This window comes from Ideonella sp. FW305-24 (genome assembly GCF_058788035.1).
The window spans coordinates 189,550-209,580 of record NZ_JBYTAI010000009.1 but is presented as its reverse complement, the minus strand read 5'-3'; the positions used below and the strand labels follow the sequence as shown (position 1 = coordinate 209,580).

General features: G+C 67.8%; 17 protein-coding genes. 11 read left to right on the top strand and 6 right to left on the bottom strand.

Features of this window, described 5'->3' with window-relative positions:
• Window position 1 precedes the first annotated feature (1 nt).
• The 4 genes from AC3WR5_RS23065 (at window position 2) to AC3WR5_RS23050 (ending at window position 7,839) form a co-directional block, all read left to right on the top strand.
• Window positions 2-3,334 (top strand): hybrid sensor histidine kinase/response regulator, encoded by a 3,333-nt coding sequence (locus tag AC3WR5_RS23065; protein WP_492487439.1) that lies wholly within the window; start codon window positions 2-4, stop codon window positions 3,332-3,334.
• A 316-nt stretch (window positions 3,335-3,650) separates the two neighbouring features.
• A complete protein-coding gene (locus tag AC3WR5_RS23060) occupies window positions 3,651-4,391 on the top strand; it encodes a 2OG-Fe dioxygenase family protein (RefSeq protein ID WP_492487438.1) in 741 nt (246 codons plus the stop codon).
• A gap of 63 nt (window positions 4,392-4,454) precedes the next feature.
• A complete protein-coding gene (locus AC3WR5_RS23055; protein ID WP_492487437.1) occupies window positions 4,455-6,002 on the top strand; it encodes a S10 family peptidase in 1,548 nt (515 codons plus the stop codon).
• A gap of 91 nt (window positions 6,003-6,093) precedes the next feature.
• Window positions 6,094-7,839 carry a diguanylate cyclase domain-containing protein gene (locus AC3WR5_RS23050; RefSeq protein ID WP_492487435.1) on the top strand — a complete coding sequence of 582 codons (1,746 nt, stop codon included), beginning with the start codon at window positions 6,094-6,096 and terminating at the stop codon, window positions 7,837-7,839.
• Window positions 7,840-7,841: 2 nt separating this feature from the next.
• On the opposite strand, the gene AC3WR5_RS23045 is transcribed toward AC3WR5_RS23050, so the two are convergent.
• The 4 genes from AC3WR5_RS23045 to AC3WR5_RS23030 all read right to left on the bottom strand — a co-directional run bounded on the left by AC3WR5_RS23045 (window position 7,842) and on the right by AC3WR5_RS23030 (window position 12,958).
• Complete coding sequence (locus tag AC3WR5_RS23045; protein ID WP_492487433.1) at window positions 7,842-8,612, bottom strand: ABC transporter ATP-binding protein; 771 nt, start codon at window positions 8,610-8,612, stop codon at window positions 7,842-7,844.
• A gap of 7 nt (window positions 8,613-8,619) precedes the next feature.
• Window positions 8,620-9,198, bottom strand: a complete 579-nt coding sequence (locus AC3WR5_RS23040) for a choice-of-anchor R domain-containing protein (protein WP_492487432.1) — start codon at window positions 9,196-9,198, stop codon at window positions 8,620-8,622.
• Window positions 9,199-9,411: 213 nt separating this feature from the next.
• Window positions 9,412-11,220, bottom strand: coding sequence for an ABC transporter ATP-binding protein (locus AC3WR5_RS23035; protein ID WP_492487430.1), 1,809 nt, complete (start codon window positions 11,218-11,220; stop codon window positions 9,412-9,414).
• On the bottom strand, window positions 11,204-12,958 hold the full coding sequence (locus tag AC3WR5_RS23030) for an ABC transporter ATP-binding protein (RefSeq protein WP_492487428.1): 1,755 nt from the start codon (window positions 12,956-12,958) through the stop codon (window positions 11,204-11,206). Before AC3WR5_RS23030 ends, AC3WR5_RS23035 begins: the two co-directional genes overlap by 17 nt.
• A gap of 208 nt (window positions 12,959-13,166) precedes the next feature.
• Here AC3WR5_RS23030 and AC3WR5_RS23025 point away from each other — a divergent pair, with 208 nt between their 5' ends.
• On the top strand, window positions 13,167-14,219 hold the full coding sequence (locus AC3WR5_RS23025; RefSeq protein ID WP_492487427.1) for a hypothetical protein: 1,053 nt from the start codon (window positions 13,167-13,169) through the stop codon (window positions 14,217-14,219).
• Between the two features lie 39 nt (window positions 14,220-14,258).
• Here the strand turns inward: AC3WR5_RS23025 and dmeF are convergent, their stop codons facing one another.
• Complete coding sequence (dmeF, locus tag AC3WR5_RS23020) at window positions 14,259-15,263, bottom strand: CDF family Co(II)/Ni(II) efflux transporter DmeF (protein ID WP_492487425.1); 1,005 nt, start codon at window positions 15,261-15,263, stop codon at window positions 14,259-14,261.
• Window positions 15,264-15,375: 112 nt separating this feature from the next.
• On the opposite strand from dmeF, the gene AC3WR5_RS23015 reads away from it, so the two are divergent.
• Entirely contained in the window at window positions 15,376-15,651 is a 276-nt protein-coding gene (locus tag AC3WR5_RS23015; RefSeq protein ID WP_141287848.1) for a metal/formaldehyde-sensitive transcriptional repressor, read from the top strand.
• Window positions 15,652-15,658: 7 nt separating this feature from the next.
• Here the strand turns inward: AC3WR5_RS23015 and AC3WR5_RS23010 are convergent, their stop codons facing one another.
• Window positions 15,659-16,582 (bottom strand): LysR family transcriptional regulator, encoded by a 924-nt coding sequence (locus tag AC3WR5_RS23010; protein WP_492487423.1) that lies wholly within the window; start codon window positions 16,580-16,582, stop codon window positions 15,659-15,661.
• A gap of 102 nt (window positions 16,583-16,684) precedes the next feature.
• Between AC3WR5_RS23010 and AC3WR5_RS23005 the strand changes: the two genes are divergently transcribed.
• The 5 genes from AC3WR5_RS23005 to AC3WR5_RS22985 all read left to right on the top strand — a co-directional run bounded on the left by AC3WR5_RS23005 (window position 16,685) and on the right by AC3WR5_RS22985 (window position 19,979).
• Complete coding sequence (locus AC3WR5_RS23005; protein WP_170200872.1) at window positions 16,685-17,101, top strand: tautomerase family protein; 417 nt, start codon at window positions 16,685-16,687, stop codon at window positions 17,099-17,101.
• 56 nt (window positions 17,102-17,157) lie between these two features.
• A complete protein-coding gene (locus AC3WR5_RS23000; RefSeq protein ID WP_492487421.1) occupies window positions 17,158-18,240 on the top strand; it encodes an alpha/beta fold hydrolase in 1,083 nt (360 codons plus the stop codon).
• 124 nt (window positions 18,241-18,364) lie between these two features.
• Window positions 18,365-18,712: a PilZ domain-containing protein gene (locus AC3WR5_RS22995; protein WP_492487420.1), complete on the top strand. Its 348-nt coding sequence runs from the start codon at window positions 18,365-18,367 to the stop codon at window positions 18,710-18,712.
• An 83-nt stretch (window positions 18,713-18,795) separates the two neighbouring features.
• On the top strand, window positions 18,796-19,182 hold the full coding sequence (locus AC3WR5_RS22990) for an MAPEG family protein (RefSeq protein ID WP_492487418.1): 387 nt from the start codon (window positions 18,796-18,798) through the stop codon (window positions 19,180-19,182).
• 68 nt (window positions 19,183-19,250) lie between these two features.
• A complete protein-coding gene (locus AC3WR5_RS22985; protein ID WP_141287853.1) occupies window positions 19,251-19,979 on the top strand; it encodes a hypothetical protein in 729 nt (242 codons plus the stop codon).
• Window positions 19,980-20,031 lie beyond the last annotated feature (52 nt).

Below are 20,031 nucleotides of genomic sequence, written 5' to 3'. Positions count from 1 at the left end.
AATGAGCGCTGCCATGGTTGCCGCCGGCACGGTCGGCGCGACGGCCCAACGCCTGGCCATCCACCTGCTGGTAGTTGACGATGACGACGTTGACCGCGAGCGTGTGCTGCGCCTGCTGACGCGGGCGGACTGGGACGTGCATTCGATGCAGGCAGCCAATGGTGCCGATGCGTTGCGCCTGGTGCGAGAGCATGAATTCGACTGCGTGATGCTGGACAACCAGCTTGGCGCGGCCACCGGCGCGGAACTGCTGCCGGCACTGCACCGCGAGGCGCTGCGCGACTGCCCGATCATCATGATCACCGGCGCGGGCAACGAGGGATTGGCGGTGCAGGCGCTTCGCGATGGCGCGGCCGACTATCTGCCCAAGTTCCAGCTCAGCACCGACATCCTGACACGTGCCATCCAACGGGCACTCGAGCACCAGCAGATGCGCCGGGAGATCGATTCCCTGAAGCTGAAGCTGCAACGGCGTGTCGAAGAGCAGGCGGCGCAGATCGTCGTGAGCAGGCGCGATCTGCGTGCCATCCTCGATCACACACCGAGTGTCGTCGGCTACTGGGACAGCAAGTTGCGCAACCGCTTCGGCAACCGGGCCCATCGCAGCTGGCTCGGGGTCAATGCGCGAACCTTGCCCGGCAGGCATTTGCGCGACGTGATCGGGCCGCTGCACTTCGCGCGTTACGAGGGCCGGATCAATGCCGTTCTGAAGGGACAACCGCAAGCCTTCGGGCACGATTTCGTCGCCACCGTCGGCGGTACCACGCGCCATGCGCTGTTCAACCTGCGTCCCGATACCGACGACGAGGGCGTGGTGCGGGGCTTCTACGCCACGGCGACCGACGTCACCGCCATCCGGCAGGCCCAGTCGCGGGCCGAGGAACTGGCGCGGTTCGCCGAAGCGATCATCGACACCGACCCGGTCGGCTGCGGCGTTTACCGCGCTGACGGCCACTGCGTGATGTCGAACCGCGCGCTCGACTGCGCACTTGGCACCGACGCCGAGCGGCGTGGCAGGCTGGGACTCTGGGACTGGCTGGCGCAGCACGCACCGGCGCTGGTGGAACCCGCCCGGGCCACGCTGGAGGACGGCCAGCAGCGCCGCTGCGATGTCGAGCTGATCGGCGGGCCGGATCCAATGCCGCGCCTGGACTGCAGGCTGGCGCGCATCCTGCGCGAGGGGCAAGCCCACCTGCTGCTCTTTGCCAACGACGTCACCGAGCAGCGCAAGGTCCTGGATGCGCTGGTGTTGGCGCGCGACTCGGCCGAGGTCGCCATGCGCGCCAAGAGCGCATTCCTGGCCAACATGAGCCACGAGATACGCACGCCGATGAACGCCATCGTCGGCTTGAGCCGCCTGGCGCTGGAAGACGAGCTGCCGGCCGGTGCGCGCGACGACCTCGACAAGGTCCACACCGCGGCAGTCGCGCTGATGGGATTGCTCGACGATGTGCTCGACCATTCGAAGATCGAGGCCGGTCACTTGCGCTTCGAGCAGGTGGGCTTCAACCTGGAGCAGGTATTGCAGCGCACGGTCGATGTCTTCGCCGCCCGTGTCGGCCAGAAGGGCCTGGAGCTCGTCGTCGACCTGCCGCCCGAACTGCCGCTGCAACTGGTGGGGGATGCGCTGCGCCTGTCGCAGGTGCTGAACAACCTCGTGGGCAATGCCGTGAAGTTCACCGAACATGGCCACGTCCATGTCGAGGTGCAGGAACTGCCGACGGCCGACGCCCAGCACTGCCTGTTGCGCTTTTCGGTGAGCGACAGTGGCATCGGCATCGATGTCGCGCACCATGCCGGCCTGTTCAATGCATTCACGCAAGCCGACAGTTCGATCACCCGCCGTTTCGGCGGCACCGGCCTCGGGCTGACGATCTGCCGCCGCCTGGTCGGGATGATGGGCGGCGAGATCGGGATGAACAGTGTTCTCGGGCGTGGCAGCGAATTCTGGTTCACGGCGGCCCTGCTGCGCGACACATCGCAGACGGCCGCCGTTCCAACGCAGGTCGGCCTGGAGGGCCTGCGCGTGCTGCTGGTCGACGAGTCCTGCGCGGCGGCGCGGGGAGTGCAGGTTCAGTTGCAGGCCTGGAAAGTGAGGGTGACCTGCTCCCGTGAGGCGTGCGGCACGGTCGCGCAGGTGGAGCAGGCCCGGGGCACGGGCGACCCGTTCAACGTGGTACTGCTCGATGGGCAGATGCTCGCCGCGGACGAGCATCGCACGCTGCTGCGCGGGCTGCGGCACGCGGGCGATGGCACGGCGCGCCCGGTTGTGGTGGTGATGTTCTCGTCGGCCCACACCGCGGCCAGCGATACAGCCACTGACTTTCCGGCAGATGTGGTGCTGGTCAAGCCGATGCTGGCCACGCCCTTGCTCGCAGCCATGCAGAAAGCCGCCGCGCTGGCGGGCCTGCGTGGCCCTGCGGCAAGCGCGGGGGAGCGGATCCTGGAGTTGCCGTCCCCGACATCGCAGGCCGAATGGTTGCTGCGCCGCGCGGCACCGCTGGCTGGGGCCCGCGTGCTGCTGGTGGAGGACAACATGGTCAATCAGATCGTGGCGCGACGGATCCTCGAGCGCATGGGCCTGGAAGTGCGTGTCGCGGACGACGGCGTGCAGGCGCTTGCGGCACTGGAGGATCCGGCAGGGCGGCCCTTCGATGCGGTGCTCATGGACCTGCACATGCCCGTCATGGACGGGCTCGAGGCGACCCGGCGCATACGTGGGCGTGCCGCGTGGGCGGCGCTGCCGGTGATCGCCATGACGGCTGCCGCGCTCGCGGAGGACCGTGCGCTGTGCTTCGAGGCTGGGATGGTCGACCATGTGGCCAAGCCGCTGGTTCCAGAGGGTCTGCTCGACACCTTGTTGAGGTGGATCCCGCACGAGGCACCTGTCCGCCAAACGAGCACGCAAGCCACCATGGGCGCGCCAGCCGAAGCACCGGCTGGCGGATGCGATCCGCGGATCCCAGGGTTGGACTACGCCGCGCTGCGGAGGCGCGTGCTCGGCGATGACATGTTGGCCTGGCGACTGCTGACCAAGTTCGAGGCGCTGGAGCGGGACGCGGGAGCACGCCTGATGGCGCTGCTGGCGCAAGCCGATCTTGGCGCGCTGCAGCGCAGCGCGCACACGCTGCGCGAAGCTTCGGCCTCCTTGGGCCTGGATGGCGTGGCGCAGGCCTGTACTGCGCTGGAGAGCGCATTGCGCACCACCGCGCCGATCGACGCGCCCACATCGCAACTGGCCACGGTTCTGGATGCCGTCCTGGACCGCATGCGTGTGGTCATGGCCAGGCGCGGCGGCCCGCCAGGGACCCAGAGGGCCTTGGTTCAAGTCTGACCCCGCCGGGTCATTCCTGCCTGCGTCTGCTCAGGGTTCGAGCGGTTCAGCCGGGCCGAACATCGCGTCGAGCGCCAGGCCTTCGGCACCGGTCACCGCGCCGCGAAAACACAGCCCGCCGCGGTGCGCCACCAGAGATGGAGATCCCGATCGAGGCGCAGACGGACCGGTCCCGGGCTGCGGGGCGCATGAGGGGTGGCTGCTGTGAGAAAAGTCACAGTCTGCCGGTGCACATTCACGCCGGCACGGCTGCCGGGCTGAGGGCGGGCCGGTCCTGAGCAAAGCGCTTGCGCGCAGCGGTGACAATCCGCGCATCATGATGCTCGCTCCTCCCGTCACCCCGCTGGCCGAGATCGACGCCACGCTGGCCCGCCAGGGCTTTGCCGTGCTGGACGCCGATGGCCTGTTCGGCCTGCTGCACTGCACCGCCAACGACCTCGCACCCTGGCTGTCCCACTGGGACCGGCTGCCGGCAGACGCCTACCTGCGCGACGGTGGCCGCTACCGCCGCCGCCGCCATGCCTGCTTCATCGTTGAAGGAGAGCAGGTCACGCTGGTGCCGCAGCGGCCGCACTGGCAGCCAGTCGAGTACAACGCGTTGCACGGCGGCATCGAGCGCCATTTCGAGCCGATCGAAGCTGGCCTGGTGACTGACCCGCTGTGGCAGCGCTGGCTTGCGGCCCTTGCCGCGCGCGCCTCGGCGCTGAAGGGCGAGCGCACCTGGTACGTCGAGGCGCACCCGTTCCGCATCGACACCACCGACGGCATTGGCCGGCCGACGCCCGAAGGCGCCCACCGCGACGGCGTGGACCTGGTCAGCGTGACGCTGGTTTCGCGTGAAGGCATCAAGGGGGCCGAGACGCGTGTCTTCGCCGCCCAGGGCCGCGAGGGCCAGCGCTTCACGCTGGACCAGCGCTGGAGCACGCTGCTGCTGGACGACGAGCGCGTGATCCATGAATCCACGCCCATCCAGCCGCTGGTGCCCGGGGCCGAAGGCCACCGCGACACCCTCGTGCTGACCTTCCGCGCCGGCGGCTTCCAGGGGCCGTCGCCGTGAGCGGCGGCGGCCGTTTTCTCACCGCCACCAGATGCCTTGCGTGCTTCGCCGCGCCACCATTGCATGACCACGACGCCTACTCCCCCACCGGTTCCCACGCCCGCCGAAGCCGAGGCGGTGCGCCGCCAGCGCGAGGCGGTGCAACAAGCCCTGGCCAGTGCGCCGCTGCGCGCCCAGGGTGAGCTGCAGCTGCCCGGCCAGCGCCTGCGCTACCGGGTCGACGCCGGCTTCGTGCCGGCGTTTTCTCATGTGCCCGGCCAATCGCCCGAGCCCGAGGCGGCCATCTTCACCACCGCCTACCAGCTCGAAGCGCCGGAAGGCAGTGAGCCGGCCGCTGCTGCCGTGCAGCGGCCGATCTGCTTTGCCTTCAACGGCGGTCCGGGCGCCTCGTCGGCCTTCCTGCACATCGGCCTGATGGGCCCGAAGCGGGTCACCATCCTCGACAACGGCCAGATGCCGCCGCCGCCCTACGTGGTGCAGGACAACCCGCTGAGCTGGCTGGCCCAGTTCGACCTGGTGTTCGTGGACCCGCCGCACACCGGCAGCTCACTGTCGGCCGGCGACGAGGTGCGCAAGAAGCACTTCTCGGTCGACGGCGACATCGCGGTGCTTTCCGACGCCGTGTGTGAATGGCTCACGCGGCACCGCCGCTGGGGCTCGCCGGTGCTGCTGTGCGGCGAGAGCTACGGCACGACGCGTTGCGCGGCGATGACCGAAACCCTGGCCGATGCCGGCGTGCCGCTGGCCGGCCTGATCCTGGTCTCGACCGCGATGGATTTCCAGGCGCTGGAATTCAGCCCGCGCAACGACCTGCCATACGCGCTGTTCCTGCCGGCCTTCGCGGCCGTGGCCCAGTACCACGGCACGCTCAAGGGCGAGGCCGGTGCCTCGCCCGAGGCGGCGCTGGCGGCAGCCAACGACTTCGTGCACCGCGAATACCTCAGCGCCCTGCACCGCGGCGGCGCGCTGGAGCCGCGGGCGCGCAGCCGCGTGGCCCGCCGCGTTGGCGAGCTCACGGGGCTGGCGCCAGCGCTGGTGGAGCAGCACCACCTGCGCATCAGCGACTCGACCTTCTTCGTCGAGGCACTGCGCTCGCGCGGCCGCACCGTTGGCCGCATGGACGCGCGTGTCACCGGCCCGATGGGCCTGGCCCAACCGCAAGGCATGGAATTCGACCCCGGGTTGGACCCGCTGTGGGGCCCGTTCGCGATGGCCGCGCAGCACTACTTCGGCCAGCTCGGCATGGACAGCAGCCGGCGCTATCACCTGTTCGGCCCCGAGGTCATCAAGCAGTGGAATTTCCTGCGCGGCAGCGCCAAAGGCAACCAGTACGCCTGCACCTCGGTGGAGCTGGCGCGGGTCATGCGCCGGCTGCCGCACCTGCGCGTGCTGGTGGCCAGCGGCATCTACGACCTGGCCACCCCCGTCAGCGCCACCGACTGGTCGCTGGACCAGCTGGACCTGCCCGAGGCCGTGCGCGCCAACCTGCTGCACAAGCGCTATGCCGGTGGCCACATGATGTATTCACGCGAATCCGAGCTGCAGCAACTGCAGCGTGACCTGGTGGACTGGCTGGCCGCGCTGCCGCAGCGCCAGGCCGCCACCGCCTGAGCCCTGCACAACAAGAACCGGCGCGACGACGCCGGTTCATGGCTGCCGCCGCCCCACGGGTGCCGCGTGATAGTCCTGGAGAGAGACAAACATGCCCGTGTTCCGTTGGCTGAGCCTGCGCCAGCTGTTGACCTTGCCCTACGTGGTCCTGGTGCTGCTGCTGACCCTGGTGCTGGGCAGCCTGTCCTACCGCGCCGGCCGCATCGCGGTCGACAGCCTGTCTGACCAGTTGCTGACCGAAACCGTCGGCCGCATTTCACAGGCCGTCGAGCTGCATGTGCTGGGCTCCGGCGCGGTGCTGGAAACCGCCTTCCCGCGCGGCATGGCCGCACCGCCTCGCGTGGCCGACGAGCTGGACGCCTTGCGCACTCGCTTCTGGCTGGCCACCTCGGTGCACCCCGAGCTGAACAACTACGTCTACTACGGCGACGAACAAGGCCACTTCTTCGGCCTGCTGCGAGAGGGCGGCGAACAGGCCCAGCTGCGGTTGCGCCTGAAGGGCGAAGGCCCGCGCAGCCTGTACGAGTTCAAGGGCATCCATGGCGCGCTGGGCCCCGCCAAGCCGGAGGAGCGCATCTTCGAGCCGCGCCAGCGCCCCTGGTACCAGGCCGGGCATGACGCGCCCACGGAAACCTGGACCTCGATCTACATCGACTTCCGCACCCGTGAGCTGATCTCCACCCGCGCGCGCCGCGTGCTCGCCGAAGACGGCCACGCCCAGGGCGTGGTCGCCACCGACGTGACGCTGCGCCACCTCAGCGCCTTTGTGCACTCGCTGCCGCTGAGCCCGCACGGCATTGCGTTCGTGACCGAGCCCAACGGCAACCTGATCGCCACTTCGCGCGGCGACTACCTGCGCAACGGCGCCGACGGCCAGCCGGTCCGCCTGAATGCGGCCGACAGCAGCGACGGCTTGCTGAAGGCCAGCCACGCCGCCGTGCAGGCGCTGCTGCAAAGCCCCGAAGATGCTGGCGCCACGCGGGCGATGCGCATTGACGGGCCGGACGGCGACTCGGTGCAACTGGCGCATGCGCGCATCCGCGACGCGGCCGGGCTGGACTGGCTGATCGTCGTTGCCGTGCCGCGCGGGGATTTCCTGCAACGCGTCAGCGACAACGCAATGCAAAGCCTGTTGCTGGGCCTGCTGGCTGCGGTGGCCGTGGTGGCCATCGGCCTGCTGAGCCTGGAAGTGCTGTCACGCGACCTGAAGCAGATCGCCACTGCCGCCCGCCAGGTCGGCGAAGGCCGTTTCGACCCGACGCTGGACGTGCAGCGCCAGGACGAGATCGGCGACCTGGCGCGCAGCTTCAGCGCGATGACCCAGCGACTGGCGACCGACCGGCTCACCGGCCTGGCCAGCCGCGAAGCCATGCTGCGGCGAATCGAAGACCGCCTGGCCCACCACCGCCGCTCCGGCGACCACCAGCCCTTCGCGCTGCTGTTCCTCGATGTCAACGGCTTCAAGGCCATCAACGACAACCACGGCCATGCCGTGGGCGACCAGGTGCTGGTCGAACTCGGCGAACGCATGCGCGGCGCGCTGCGTGAGGAAGACAGCGTTGCCCGCCTGGCCGGTGACGAATTCCTGGTGCTGCTGGAACTCAACGAACCTGGCGAAGGCACAGACCCCGAAGCCGCGCTGGCGCCCGTGCTGGCCAAGCTGAAGGCCGCCTTTGCCAAGCCGCTGGACAGCCTCGCCGGCCTGCCTGCCACCGAAGACGAGGGCCTGGACGTGGCCATCGGCGTGGCGCTGTACCCGGAGCATGGCGACGACGTCGCCACCTTGCTCGCCCAGGCAGATGCCGACATGTACCGCCGCAAGCCGAGGCGGCGGTGATGTCAGGTTTCTGACGCCAACTGCTGCAACTCCACCAGCCGCCGGTACAGCCCGCCCTCGATCTGCATCAGCGCTTCGTGCGGCCCCAGTTCGGCCACATGGCCGCGGCTCAGCACCAGGATGCGGTCGGCGTCGCGGATGGTGGAGAGGCGGTGGGCGATGGAGATGATGGTGAGCTTGCCGTGCAGCTTGGCCAGGGCTTGCTGCACGACCTGTTCGGTGCCGGTGTCGATGTGCGAAGTGGCTTCGTCCAGCAGCAGGATCTTGGGCTGTCCGGCCAGCGCGCGGGCAATCGCCAGCAGCTGTTTCTCGCCGACGGCCAGGCGAGCGCCGCCTTCGCCGAGCAGCGTGTCGTAGCCGTTTTCCAGGCGGGCAATGAAACCTGCGGCGCCGGCGGATTCGGCGGCGGTGTGGATCCGCGCTTCGCTCAAGTCGCGGCCCATCGCGATGTTTTCGCGCACGCTGGCGGCGAGCAGGAAAGGCTCCTGCGGGACCAGACCCACGGCGTCGCGGAAGGCAGCTTCGTCCAGTTCGGCAATCGGCTGGCCGTCGATCAGCAGCTGGCCGCTGTTCTCGGCAACGGGATAAAAGCGCAGCAAAAGGGACAGCAGGCTGGTCTTGCCGCTGCCGGTGGGGCCGCAACCGAAGACGAAGGCCTGGACGTGGCCATCGGCGTGGCGCTCCACCCCGAACACGGCGACGACGTCGCCACGCTGCTGGCCCAGGCCGATGCGGACATGTACCGCAGCAAGCCGCGGCGGCGCTGAAGACAAATCTTAATCAGTCGCCCAGCACCGAGAAAGCCGGGGCAGCTCCCGTGATCTGATACCAACCGTTGCCGCTAGAAGCCGCCAAGGTGGATTTGTCAGAGTAGCCAAAATGCCATCCGCCCTGAAACGTGGAGTTCTTGCCAGCCGCGTGGACTGCCACCCAGTACTGCTTTCCGGCCAGCACCTGTACGCCTTGGAATGATTTCTTGACGACGTCACAGCATTCTCCGAAAGCCGGCAAATTGTCTGCTTTGAATTTCTTCATTTGAGCACCTGGCAGACCTGCCTCGTCTTCGTGAATCGCCACGATGACTTCGCCGCCGCCCAAGGTTCCGGCAGCGACTTTGATCTTGGTGAGGTAGGTTGTGCTGCTGGGAGTGAATGACATTGCGATCATCTGATCGTAGGGGCTCATATCGCCACCAATGGTCCAGCCGGCCGACTGATAGAGATTCGACGGGTCGGCGCCGAAAGTGCTGTAGATAATGGACTTATTGTTTTCTGATGCCGCGACTTGCTTGTGCTCTTTCAATGAAAGCTGGTCGCTTTGTGGGTCATTGATGAGTATTGTGAATTCGCCAGCAGCCATTGCTGCGTTGCCCGAAGATGCCAGTCCAAGCAAGCAGGCTATTTGAAAAATTTTCCTAACCAAGATTCCCTCCAGTAGATTTTCCTCCGGCTACCACTGCGCGCAGGAAATTGCCCTTCGATATCCCCGATAGCATGGTTGCCAGAACGGGGTGAAGCGAGTTTACATGTCGGTAAGAGACGCCTTGGTTCTGCTCGGCGGAGGTGTCGGCGCTCAGTCTTCGCTTGCCAACTGCTGCAACTCCACCAAGCGCCGGTACAGCCCGCCATCGATCTGCATCAGCGCTTCATGCGGCCCCAGTTCCGCCACATGGCCGTGGCTCAGCACCAGGATGCGGTCGGCGTCGCGGATGGTGGAGAGGCGGTGGGCGATGGAGATGATGGTGAGCTTGCCGTGCAGCTTGGCCAGGGCTTGCTGCACGACCTGTTCTGTGCCGGTGTCGATGTGCGAGGTGGCTTCGTCCAGCAGCAGGATCTTGGGCTGTCCGGCCAGCGCGCGGGCAATGGCGAGCAGCTGTTTTTCGCCAACGGCCAGGCGGGCGCCGCCTTCGCCGAGCGGTGTGTCGTAGCCGTTCTCCAGCCGGGCGATGAAACCTGCGGCGCCGGCGGATTCGGCGGCGGCGTGGATCTGCGCTTCGCTCAAGTCGCGGCCCATCGCGATGTTTTCGCGCACGCTGGCGGCGAGCAGGAAGGGCTCCTGCGGCACTAGGCCGACGGCGTCGCGGAAGGCGGCTTCGTCCAGCTCGGCAATGGGCTGGCCGTCGACCAGCAACTGGCCGCTGTTCTCGGCGACGGGATAGAAGCGCAGCAGCAGCGACAGCAGGCTGGTCTTGCCGCTGCCGGTGGGGCCGACGATGCCGAGGAACTCGCCAGGCTTCACATCCAGGTTCACGTCTCGCAGCACCGGCACGCCGTTCTTGTAGGCGAAGTTCAGGCGCTGCAGCGTGACGGCGCCAGCGGTGATGCGGCCCTTGGCCTGGGGCCGCGGCGCCTCGGCTTCCTCCAGCAGCGTGTTGACCCGCGCCGCTGCCACGACGGCCTGCTGCAGCTGCGAGAACTGCATGGTCAGCTGGATCAGCGGCTCCACCACGCGGCCGATGTAGCTGACAAACGCGTACAGCACGCCAACTTCGACCGCGCTCAACTGGCCGCCGCTCTCGCGCATCCCGAAGACCGCGATGACAACCGCGAGCATCGCCACGTTCAGCAGGTCCAGCGCCGGCCGCAGCAGCCATGCATTGGCGCGCAGCTCGACCTGGCGCGAAGCGTAGTGCGCCTCGTTGACGCTGGCGTAGCGCTTGCCGTAGGTGGCCGCGGCGCCGGTGGCCTGCAGCACCGCCATGCCGGCGATGGACTCTGCCGTCTGCGCATTCAGCGTGCTGCGCAGCTCACGCGTACGGCCGACGGCCGGTGCCGAGAGGCGCTGGTAGAGGAACACGATGCCGAACACGGCAGGCACCAGCGCCGCGACGATCAGCATCAGCCGCCAGTCCAGGAAGGTCATGGTGACCAGCAAGGTGGTCAGCATGATGACCGAGTCCAGCATCACGAACAGCACCTGCACATAGAGCTGCTTGACGGCCTCGGTGTCATTGGTCACTCGGCTGACGAGCTGGCCGGTGATGGCGCTGTCGAAGAAGCTCATCGGCAGCCGCAGCACATGGCCGTAGACCGACTCGCGGATGCGCCGCACCGATTGCATGGCCACCGATGCCAGCCGGCACAGCTGGTGGTAGCGCAGCAGGCTGGCCGTGCAACCGGCAATCAGCGCGCCGGCCAGCAGGCCCAGCATCGCGCCGACCTGCGGGTTGTGCGGCAGCAGGTAGCGGTCGATGAAGGCCTTGCCCATCACCGGACCCAGGGCGTCCAGCCCGGCGGCCAGCACCAGCCAGAACAGGCCGGTGCGCACGGTGGCGACGTCCGGCTGCACGGCACGCCACAGCAGCACAGCGGCGCGTTTCACCGGCACGCCTTGGGGCTTCTTGTGCGCGTCGTCCACAGGCGCCTCAGTCGTCGTGCTCAAACGAAGTCTCCAGTTGCTGCACCCGCCATTGATGCGCGTACCAGCTGGCGTCCACGCCGCGGGCCAGCAGTTGTTCGTGGCTGCCGAGTTCGGTCAGCCGGCCTTGCTTGAGCACGGCGATCTGGTCTGCGTCCGCCAGGGCCGAGAGCCGGTGGCTGACGACGATGACCGTGCGGCCGCGGCGCTGCTCGCGCAGGTGCTGCAGGATGCGGTGCTCGGTTTCGGTGTCCACGGCAGAGAGCGCGTCGTCCAGCAGCAGCAGCGGGGCGTCGGCCAGCAGTGCGCGGGCAATCGCCACGCGTTGGCGCTGGCCGCCGGAAAGCGTCACGCCGCGCTCGCCCACGGGCGTGTCGTAGCCCTGCGGCAGGCGCACGATGTCGTCGTGCACCGCCGCCAGTTTGGCTGCGGCTTCGATGGCTTCGCGCGTGGCTTCGGGCCGCGAGAGCGCAATGTTCTCGGCCACGCTGGCGGAGAACAGGATGGGCTCCTGCGGCACCCAGGCAATGCCGGCGCGCAGCGCGTCCAGTGTGTAGTCGGCCAGCGCCACGCCGCCCCAGCGCAGGCTGCCGGCCTGCGGCATCCACTGGCGCAGCAGCAGCTTGATCAGCGTGCTTTTGCCAGAGCCGGTCGGCCCCACCAGGCCCAGCGTGCTGCCAGTCGTGATGCGCAGGTTCAGCGCGTCCAGCGCCGGGGCCGGTGCGCCCGGGTAGGCAAAACGCAGCTGTTCGATCGCGATCTCGCCAGCCTGCACCGGGTTGATGCTGCCGTCGTCGTCGATGGCCAGTGGTTCGTCCAGCACCTTGGACAGCCGCGCCCAGGCCGCCTTGCCGCGCTCCCAGAGCGACAGCACCCAGCCGGCGGCGAACATCGGCCAGATCAACTGCGTGAGGTACAGCCCGAAGCTGGTCAGCTGGCCGATGCTGAGTTCTTCATGCCACACCAGCCAGCCGCCCAGGCCCAGCGAAAACGCGCTCGCGCAGGCCAGCGCCATGCCCACCGCGGGCTCGTAGCGCGCCTCCCAGCGCTGGGCCTGGAAGCCGGTCTCGGCGGCATGGCTTGCCAGCTCGGCAAAGCGTGCGCTGCTGCGCGCCTCCAGCCCCAGCGCACGCAGCGTGCGCACGCCGGAAATGGTTTCCTGCACGTGGTCGTTCAGACCGCCAAAGGCGTCCAGCGCCTGGCGCGAGCGCTCGTGCACGGCGCGCGAGATCCACCAGAAGGCCCAGGCCATGAACGGGAAGGGCAGCAGCGCCACCGCGGCCAGCCGCCAGTCCACGCCCACCGCCATGGTGCCGACGACCAGCACCAGCGTCAGCGTGCCGTCGAAGCCGGCCAGCAGCGCTTCGCCGCAGGCCATCTCCACGGCGTCCACGTCATTGGTGGCCAGCGCCATCAGGTCGCCTGTGCGGCGGGTCTGGAAAAAGCGCGGGCCCTGGTCTGCCAGCCGGCCATACAGCTGCGCGCGCAGCTCCACGCCCATGCGGTAGGCGGCGGCATAGAGCCGCATTCGCCAGCCCACGCGCAGGAAGTAGATCGCCACCCCTGCCGCGAGCAACCAGCCCAGCTCGCGCCACAGCGCCGGTCCGGCAAGCTGGTGTGACACCAGCGCGTCCACCAGGTGGCCGATCTGCCGCGGCAGCCAGACCGTCAACATGGCAATGCCGGCCAGCATCACGCCGGCCAGGCCGTAGGCCGCGGCATGGCGGCGCACGAAGTTCAGGATCAGGCGGGCAAGGGTCATCGTTGCTTGGCTGGGCCGGCGCTGCGGCGTGTGGCCGCGAGCCGGTGGCCGGCACGCCAGGGCAGGTGGCCCGAGCGGCGGTGTGGGTTGGCAGGGCCGCCGATTCTAGGGGGCCGACCCTGCCTGTTCGTCCTCTGAACGAGGATAGACGCGCGCAGCGTGAGGTCGAAAGCTACGCATTTGCCTCATCACCCTGAAAGGTGTGTTCATGCGCTTCGTGATTCATCGCTTCTCCGTGGCCGCAGTGGCCTTGGCCGCCGCGCTGGTGCCGCGGCTTGCTGCCGCCGAAACCTACCGGCTGCAATTGCTGCAGAACCCCTCCGGGGCCAGCGACGCCGTGACCAGCACGCTGGACCAGCAGGGCGTGGTGACCGGCCGTGCGTGGACGGGCACCCGGTGGGTGCCCGTGCTGTGGACCCAAGGCGTTCCGCAAGTGCTGCCCCTGCCCGACGGCCATACCGTGGACACGGTGCGCCGCAGCGAGCAGAACGGATACACCGTCAGCGCCCAGGGCGACAGGGGATTCAGCATGGTCTGGCGACCGGACGGCTCTTCGGTGCAGCTGTCATCCTGGAATGGCGGCGACGAGAACTGCGCCTGCCAGGGCTTCGATGTGGACCCCCAAGGCCGGGTGATGGGCCGCATCCCGAAGGACGGTCTCGAACAGGCTGCGGTGTGGACCGATCCCACCCTGCCGCCCACGCTGCTGCCCACCGATGTCGCCGTGGCGGAGTCGGCGGTGTACCGCACGTCGGCCAACGGCTGGATGAGCGGCTGGCGGCAGTGGCCGGAGACGGGCGGCATCAAGATGCTGGTCTGGAAGGACGGTCTGCTGGTGCCCACGCCAGAACTGGATGCGCTCGGCTATCCATCGATCAATGCCATCAACGCCAACGGCACCGCGGTGGGAGGCTACCTCGACCCGAGCCAGGGCTCACTGGCCATGCTCTGGAAACTGGGCCAGGTGCTGCCGCTGCCGGCGCTGGCGCACACCGTCTGCACGGCCACCGCAATCAACAACCTGGACGTGGCCGTTGGCAACTGCACCGGCATTGGTGTGATCTGGCGGAATGGCCAGGTCACGTCACTCACCAAACTGCTGGACACCAAGGCCCGCGCGGCCGGCTGGATGATTTCGTATCCGACCGCGATCAACGACAGCGGCGCCATCGTGGTCCAAGCCCAAAGCCGCAACGACCCGCAGAACCGGGTGTTCCAGGCAGTGCTCAAGCCGACGGCGGCGCGGGCATCGCGGCCGTGAAACTGGATGGGTGGCCTCGCTGGACCTGGGGCTGCACCGTCAGCGCGCCACTGCCTCGCCGGGTTGGATCAGTTCCACCGTGATGTGTACCAGTTCCTCGTGCACCGCGAGTTGCTGGCGGAAGTATTCGGGCGTGGTGGGCACGTCCACTTCCAGCGACAGGATGCAGGCATAGCTGCCCTGGCCGACGCGCCAGACGTGCAGGTCGCGGATGCGGGCCGGCACCGGGCTGGCGGCGATGACTTCCTCGATCTCGGCGACCACCGGCGCGTCCATCTCGGCGTCCAGCAGCACCTTGCCTGAGTCGCGCAGCAGGCCCAGGGACCACTTGCCGACCAGGCCTGCGCCGACGATGCCCATGGCCGGGTCCAGCCAGTCCGCGCCCCAGAGCTTGCCACCGAAGAGGGCGAGGATGGCCAGCACCGAGGTGGCGGCGTCGGCCAGCACGTGGATGTAGGCGGCGCGCAGGTTCAGGTCATGGTGGAGTTCGTCTGCATGGCTTTCGTCGCCGTGGGCGTGACCATGTCCGGGCCCGTGATCTTGCCCGTGGTCGTGCCCATGGTGGCCATCCTTCAGCAGCCAGGCGCAGACCAGGTTGACCGCCAGCCCGAGCACGGCCAGTGCAATCGCCTCGTCGTAGTGGATCGCACCTGGGTTCAGCAGCCGCTCGCCGGACTGGATGAGCATCAGCAGCGCCACGCCCAGCAGGCAGATGGCGCTGGTGTAGCTGGCCAGCACCTCGATCTTCCAGGTGCCGAACGAGAACCGGCGGTCGTGCGCCAGCTTGCGTGCGGCCAGGTAGGCGAAGGCCGCGAGGCCCAGCGCCAGCGCGTGCGAGCTCATGTGCCAGCCGTCGGCCAGCAGCGCCATCGAGTTGTAGTACCAGCCGCCGATGATCTCGGCCACCATCATCGCCAGCGTGATCCACATGGCCCAGCGCGTGCGCCGCTCGGCCAGTGGGTTGGCTTCGCCGAAGGCGTGGCTGTGGCGGCCGGTGTCGGTCCAGTTGCTGACGGGGGCGGGCGGTGCGACAGGCAGGGTCATGGCGGGGACTGCAGGGTTCAGTGGCCGAATGGCCGCGAAGGCCGCATACTACCCCCCAGTACCTTTGTCCTCGCCAAAACGCCTTGCTGCCGTGAGGCGATGCCCTTGCCCCATGGCCCACACCATCCAGTCCAAGAAGAAGCTCATTGCCCGCGTGCGCCGCATCCGCGGCCAGGCGGACGCGCTGGAGCGCGCGCTCGATCAGGAGACCGAATGCGGCGCCATCCTGCAGCAGATCGCGGCGATCCGCGGTGCCGTCAATGGCTTGATGGCCGAGGTGCTGGAAGGCCACATTCGCGAGCACCTGGGTGCTGAGGGTGTGAGTGCCGAGCAGCGTGGCGAGGATGTGGAACAGGTGGTGGGCGCGCTTAGGTCCTACCTGAAATAGCGGCCACTCAGGCCGCGCTCAGGCGGCTCACCAGGAAGTCGATCATCGCGCGCTGCTTGGGCAGCATCTGCCGCTGCGGTGACCACAGCGCCCAGGCCGGGCCAAATGCGCCGGCGGCTTGCCATTGCGGCAACACCTGGACCAGTTGGCCCTGGGCAAGATCGGGCTCCACGGTGAAGCGGGGCAGCAGGCCAATGCCCAGGCCACGCAGCGTCAGCTCGCGCACCACGTCGCTGCTGTTGACCACGGCCGGGCCCTGGACGGCAACGGTCACCGCCTTGCCGTCGGGGTCGGTCAGCCGCCAGGGCGTGAGCTTGGCGGACACGCCGGCCGAGAAGCCCAGGCAAGCTTGCTGCGCGAGGTCTCGCGCATGCTGAACGTCGGCCAGCCCGGCGAACTTGGGCGACGCGCAGAGCACGAATTCACAGGCATGCAGGCGCCGCCCGGCCAGCGGCTCGGGCGGCGTGTCCGTCAGCCGAATCGCCAGGTCGAAACCTTCTTGGATCAGGTCCACGTGCCGGTCCACCAGCGTCAGCGCCACCCGCACCTCGGGGCATTGCGCGAAGAAGTCCGGCAGCAGCGGCGCCAGCACATGCTTGCCGTAGGCCAGCGAGGCCGTCATGCGCAGCAGCCCGCTTGGGCGCTCGGACAGTTGCGCCAGCTCGTTGCGGGTGGCGTTGCCCAGGTGCACGATCTGCTCCGCATGGGCGTGCACGATCTGCCCGGGTTCGGTCAGCGACAGCTTGCGCGTGCTGCGGTTCAGCAACTTCGCGCCCAGTTCCAGCTCCAGCCGCTGGACCTGCTTGCTGACGGCCGACTTGGTGAGCCCGAGCTCCCGCGCCGCGGCCGAAAAACTGCCCGCGGCCACCACCCGGGCGAAGACCACCATGGCCGCGAGTTGCTGGGCGTCGCCAATGGCGGATGGGCGCATGATGGTTTCCTCAAGAGAAACAGTGTGTCAAGTGAATGTGTGATTGTCTCCTTGATGGCGCCGGTTCACGATGGCGCACCTTCACTTCTTCTTCGAGACGCCATGCCTTTCCTCCGCCTGACCCTTGCCAGCGCCAATGAGTTTGACGACGCGAGCCGCCAGCGCCTTCAGTCAGGCCTGACCCGCCTGATGGCCAGCACGCTGCGCAAGGACGCAGCCCTGACCGTCGTGGCCGTCGAACAGGCGCCGCCTGGGTCCTGGTCGGTGGCCGGTGCTGCGCTTGGCGCGCAGGACTGGTCTGCCCAGTTGGAGGTGTTCATCACCGATGGCAGCAACACCGCGGCAGAACGTCGCCGCTTCATCGCCGAGGCGAACGCGCTGATCTTGGCCGAAAGCGGCCGGCCCGCGCAGGCGCCGCTGTATGTCGTGCTGCACCAGGTCCCGGGCGACAGCTGGGGCTACGATGGCGAGACGCAGGCGCAGCGCCATGCCTCGCGCCAGTCAATGGCCGCGAACTGAGGCTCGCGGATACTCCGACTTTCGGCGGGCCGGTACCCCGCTGGGTAGGAGTCCTCTTGAACCTGTTGCGCTCTTCTTCACTCTGCCGCTGGCTGGCTTGCGCGCTGACCGTGTGCGCGCAAGCCGTTGGCGCCGCGGAAGCTGCGCCGCCGGCCACCACCGGCTCGGTCTGCAGCTCGCCGTCCCAGAGGCTGGACGAACAAGGCTTCGTGCCGATCAATGGCATCGAGCAGTGGGTCACGATCAAGGGCGAACGTTGTGGCAACCCGGTGGTGCTGGTGGTGCATGGCGGGCCGGGCAACCCGGTCAGCATGTTCTCGGACGGGCTCTACGGCCCGTGGCAGAAGGACTTCACCATCGTGCACTGGGACCAGCGCGGTTCCGGCATGACCTACGGCCGCAACCGGCCAGCCGAAGACGAACCGCTCACCGTGGCGCAGCTGCGGGACGATGGCATTGCCGTGGCCACCTACGTGATGCAGCACCTCGGTGCGCGCAAGCTGATCCTGATGGGCGGCTCCTGGGGTTCCATCCTCGGCATCCAGATCGCCAAGGCACGCCCCGACTTGTTCCACGCCTACATCACCACCGCCCAACTGGTGAACGGGCAGGTCAACCTGGCTTCCAGCTACGCCGCGACGCTGGCGCGGGCCAAGTCGCTGAGCGACCAGGAGAACATCGCGAAACTGGAGGCGCTGGGCCCTCCGCCGTGGCGTGATCCGCGCAACTTTGGCATCCTGCGCCGCGTGACCCGCCGCTACGAAGCCGCCCGAACCGACCCCGCGCCCAAGGCCTGGTGGCAGCCTTCCGCCCTCTACACCACCGCCAAAGCCGAGGCCGACTACGAGGCCGGCGAGGACTACTCCTACCTGCAGTTCGTCGGCCTGAAGGGCGACGGCATGCTGTCGTCCACCGACCTGCCCAGCCTGGGCCTGAAGTTCGAGCTGCCGGTGTTCTTCGTGCAGGGAGAGGAAGACCTGGTGACCACGCCCGACGTGGCCCGCCGCTATTTCGACAGCATCGACGCGCCGCAGAAGGACTGGGTGCTGCTGCCTCGCACGGGCCACGACCCGAACCCGGCGATGCTGGGGGCGCAGTTCAAGTACCTGAAAGAGCGGGTACTGCCACTCACCCAATGAGCGCTGGCAGGCGGTAGCGCTGCCGCGGCGGTCGATGTTAGATTGCGCCCACGATGTGTACCGCACCGCTTCCAAGTCCCCGCCGCAGCACCCTTGACCGGCCGGAATCGGCACTGCGCGCCCCATGGCGGAGCTGAAGGGGGCCGAGCGCCGCCTGCACGAGCGCAAGCCCTTGCGCGGCACGGCGCAGCTGGTCTTCCCCAGCCAGCCGCCGTTGGAAGTGCGCACCTGGGACATCAGCGCCGGCGGCATCGCCATCATCGCCTCGGCCAATCCACCACCGAAGCTGCGCTGCGTGATCCGCTTCCTGGTGCCTTTGCTCACGGGAGGCGGCACGCCAGTCGAAGTCAAGGTCCAGGTCGCCCACAGCGTGCTCAGCAGCAACCATGGTGCGTTCATGGTGGGGCTGCAGTTTGAAGGACTGTCGGCGGCTGGCGAGCAGGCCGTTGCGCGATTTCTCAAGGGTCAGTAGACGCTGGCCTGTTCATCCGGAGACCGGAACGCCGGGCCTTTCCCGCGCGGGCGCCGCTTCACCTCCTCAGTTTGGAATCTCTCATGGCCTGGGTTGAAATCGTCGCGGCGCTTGCGCTGCTGCAGTATGTGTACTTCGCCATCCTGGTGAGCTGGGGCCGCAAGCGCTACGGCATTCATGCGCCGGCCGTGTCAGGCCATGAAGGCTTCGAGCGCCTCTACCGGGTGCAGATGAACACGCTGGAACTGCTGGTCGTGCTGTTGCCCAGCCTGTGGCTGGCCGCCCAGCATTGGTCGCCGCTCTGGACAGCCGGCGCTGGCGCCGTCTACCTCGTCGGCCGCGTGATCTACCTGCGCGCTTATACCCGCGACCCCACCAGCCGCTCGCTCGGTTATGCAGTCAGCATGACACCGGTGCTGGGCTTGTTGGGGATGGGTTTGCTGGGCGCAGTGATGGCTGTTTTTCGGTGAGGCCGGAAATCGGATGTTGAAGTTGTGGCGGAATTCAGGGCAAAGTGCCTGACATCCAAGGAGACGCAATGATCCGGACTCATGCCAGCCGATTCGTGCTTGCAGCAGCAGTCGCTTGCGACCTTGCCTCGCAGTCCGCATCTGCCGCCGCGCCCGCAATGGGGTGCAAGGCCTTTGGGTTTTCCGGCGCGGTGAGCAGCCACCACGAGTTTCGGCGCGTGATCGGACCCGAGGCCATCTTTGTCATGGTGCCCAGCAAAGGAGTCTCGGGTGGCTGGCAAATGGAAGTTCGGCCGCCAGACCGGCTTCAGCCTCCTGACGATGAACTGGAATACATCTATCCTCTCAATCGTCCCTACCGCAATCGGAACGACAGCTATCTGGATCTCAGTTACGGTGGTTTCCAGGCGCAGGATGCTGTCTACAAAGGCCTGAAGCGGGAGTTCTGGTTCAACTACACAGTGAAAGATGGAAAGAAGGCGTCCTGGTCAGTGCGCCAACTGATCTTTTCCGCACCTGTTCAATCTCAAGAGACGAGCGTGGCTCAGTTGGGTGCCCTTCCCATGGGGAGAGCAACGCTCAGCATCACGAGCGCCGACGTGATCCCGGGCATCGGGCCAAGTCCGGACAGTGGAAAGTCAGCCGCGAACCTCAGTGAGGAGCAGCGCAATGGGGTGATCAAGCGCATTGCCTTTCAGATGCGGCTGGTGGTGCCTGATGGCTATGTGGTGCCGCCTGAGTTCGCCGTTCGTCCTGCTGCCTGTCCGAGACCTTGGCTAGATCAATGGGAGCACTGATCGTGCCGGCGGATCGGTCGCTTACAGTCACCAGGCGCCTGTTCGCTTCTCC

Excerpts from the sequence above, each read along its gene's own strand:
- AC3WR5_RS23065 (WP_492487439.1), top strand. The coding sequence starts at position 2 with ATGAGCGCTGCCATGGTTGCCGCCGGCACGGTCGGCGCGACGGCCCAA.
- AC3WR5_RS23060 (WP_492487438.1), top strand. The coding sequence starts at position 3,651 with ATGATGCTCGCTCCTCCCGTCACCCCGCTGGCCGAGATCGACGCCACG.
- AC3WR5_RS23055 (WP_492487437.1), top strand. The coding sequence starts at position 4,455 with ATGACCACGACGCCTACTCCCCCACCGGTTCCCACGCCCGCCGAAGCC.
- AC3WR5_RS23050 (WP_492487435.1), top strand. The coding sequence starts at position 6,094 with ATGCCCGTGTTCCGTTGGCTGAGCCTGCGCCAGCTGTTGACCTTGCCC.
- AC3WR5_RS23040 (WP_492487432.1), bottom strand. The coding sequence starts at position 9,198 with ATGGCTGCTGGCGAATTCACAATACTCATCAATGACCCACAAAGCGAC.
- AC3WR5_RS23030 (WP_492487428.1), bottom strand. The coding sequence starts at position 12,958 with ATGACCCTTGCCCGCCTGATCCTGAACTTCGTGCGCCGCCATGCCGCG.
- AC3WR5_RS23025 (WP_492487427.1), top strand. The coding sequence starts at position 13,167 with ATGCGCTTCGTGATTCATCGCTTCTCCGTGGCCGCAGTGGCCTTGGCC.
- dmeF (WP_492487425.1), bottom strand. The coding sequence starts at position 15,263 with ATGACCCTGCCTGTCGCACCGCCCGCCCCCGTCAGCAACTGGACCGAC.
- AC3WR5_RS23015 (WP_141287848.1), top strand. The coding sequence starts at position 15,376 with ATGGCCCACACCATCCAGTCCAAGAAGAAGCTCATTGCCCGCGTGCGC.
- AC3WR5_RS23010 (WP_492487423.1), bottom strand. The coding sequence starts at position 16,582 with ATGCGCCCATCCGCCATTGGCGACGCCCAGCAACTCGCGGCCATGGTG.
- AC3WR5_RS23005 (WP_170200872.1), top strand. The coding sequence starts at position 16,685 with ATGCCTTTCCTCCGCCTGACCCTTGCCAGCGCCAATGAGTTTGACGAC.
- AC3WR5_RS22995 (WP_492487420.1), top strand. The coding sequence starts at position 18,365 with ATGGCGGAGCTGAAGGGGGCCGAGCGCCGCCTGCACGAGCGCAAGCCC.
- AC3WR5_RS22990 (WP_492487418.1), top strand. The coding sequence starts at position 18,796 with ATGGCCTGGGTTGAAATCGTCGCGGCGCTTGCGCTGCTGCAGTATGTG.
- AC3WR5_RS22985 (WP_141287853.1), top strand. The coding sequence starts at position 19,251 with ATGATCCGGACTCATGCCAGCCGATTCGTGCTTGCAGCAGCAGTCGCT.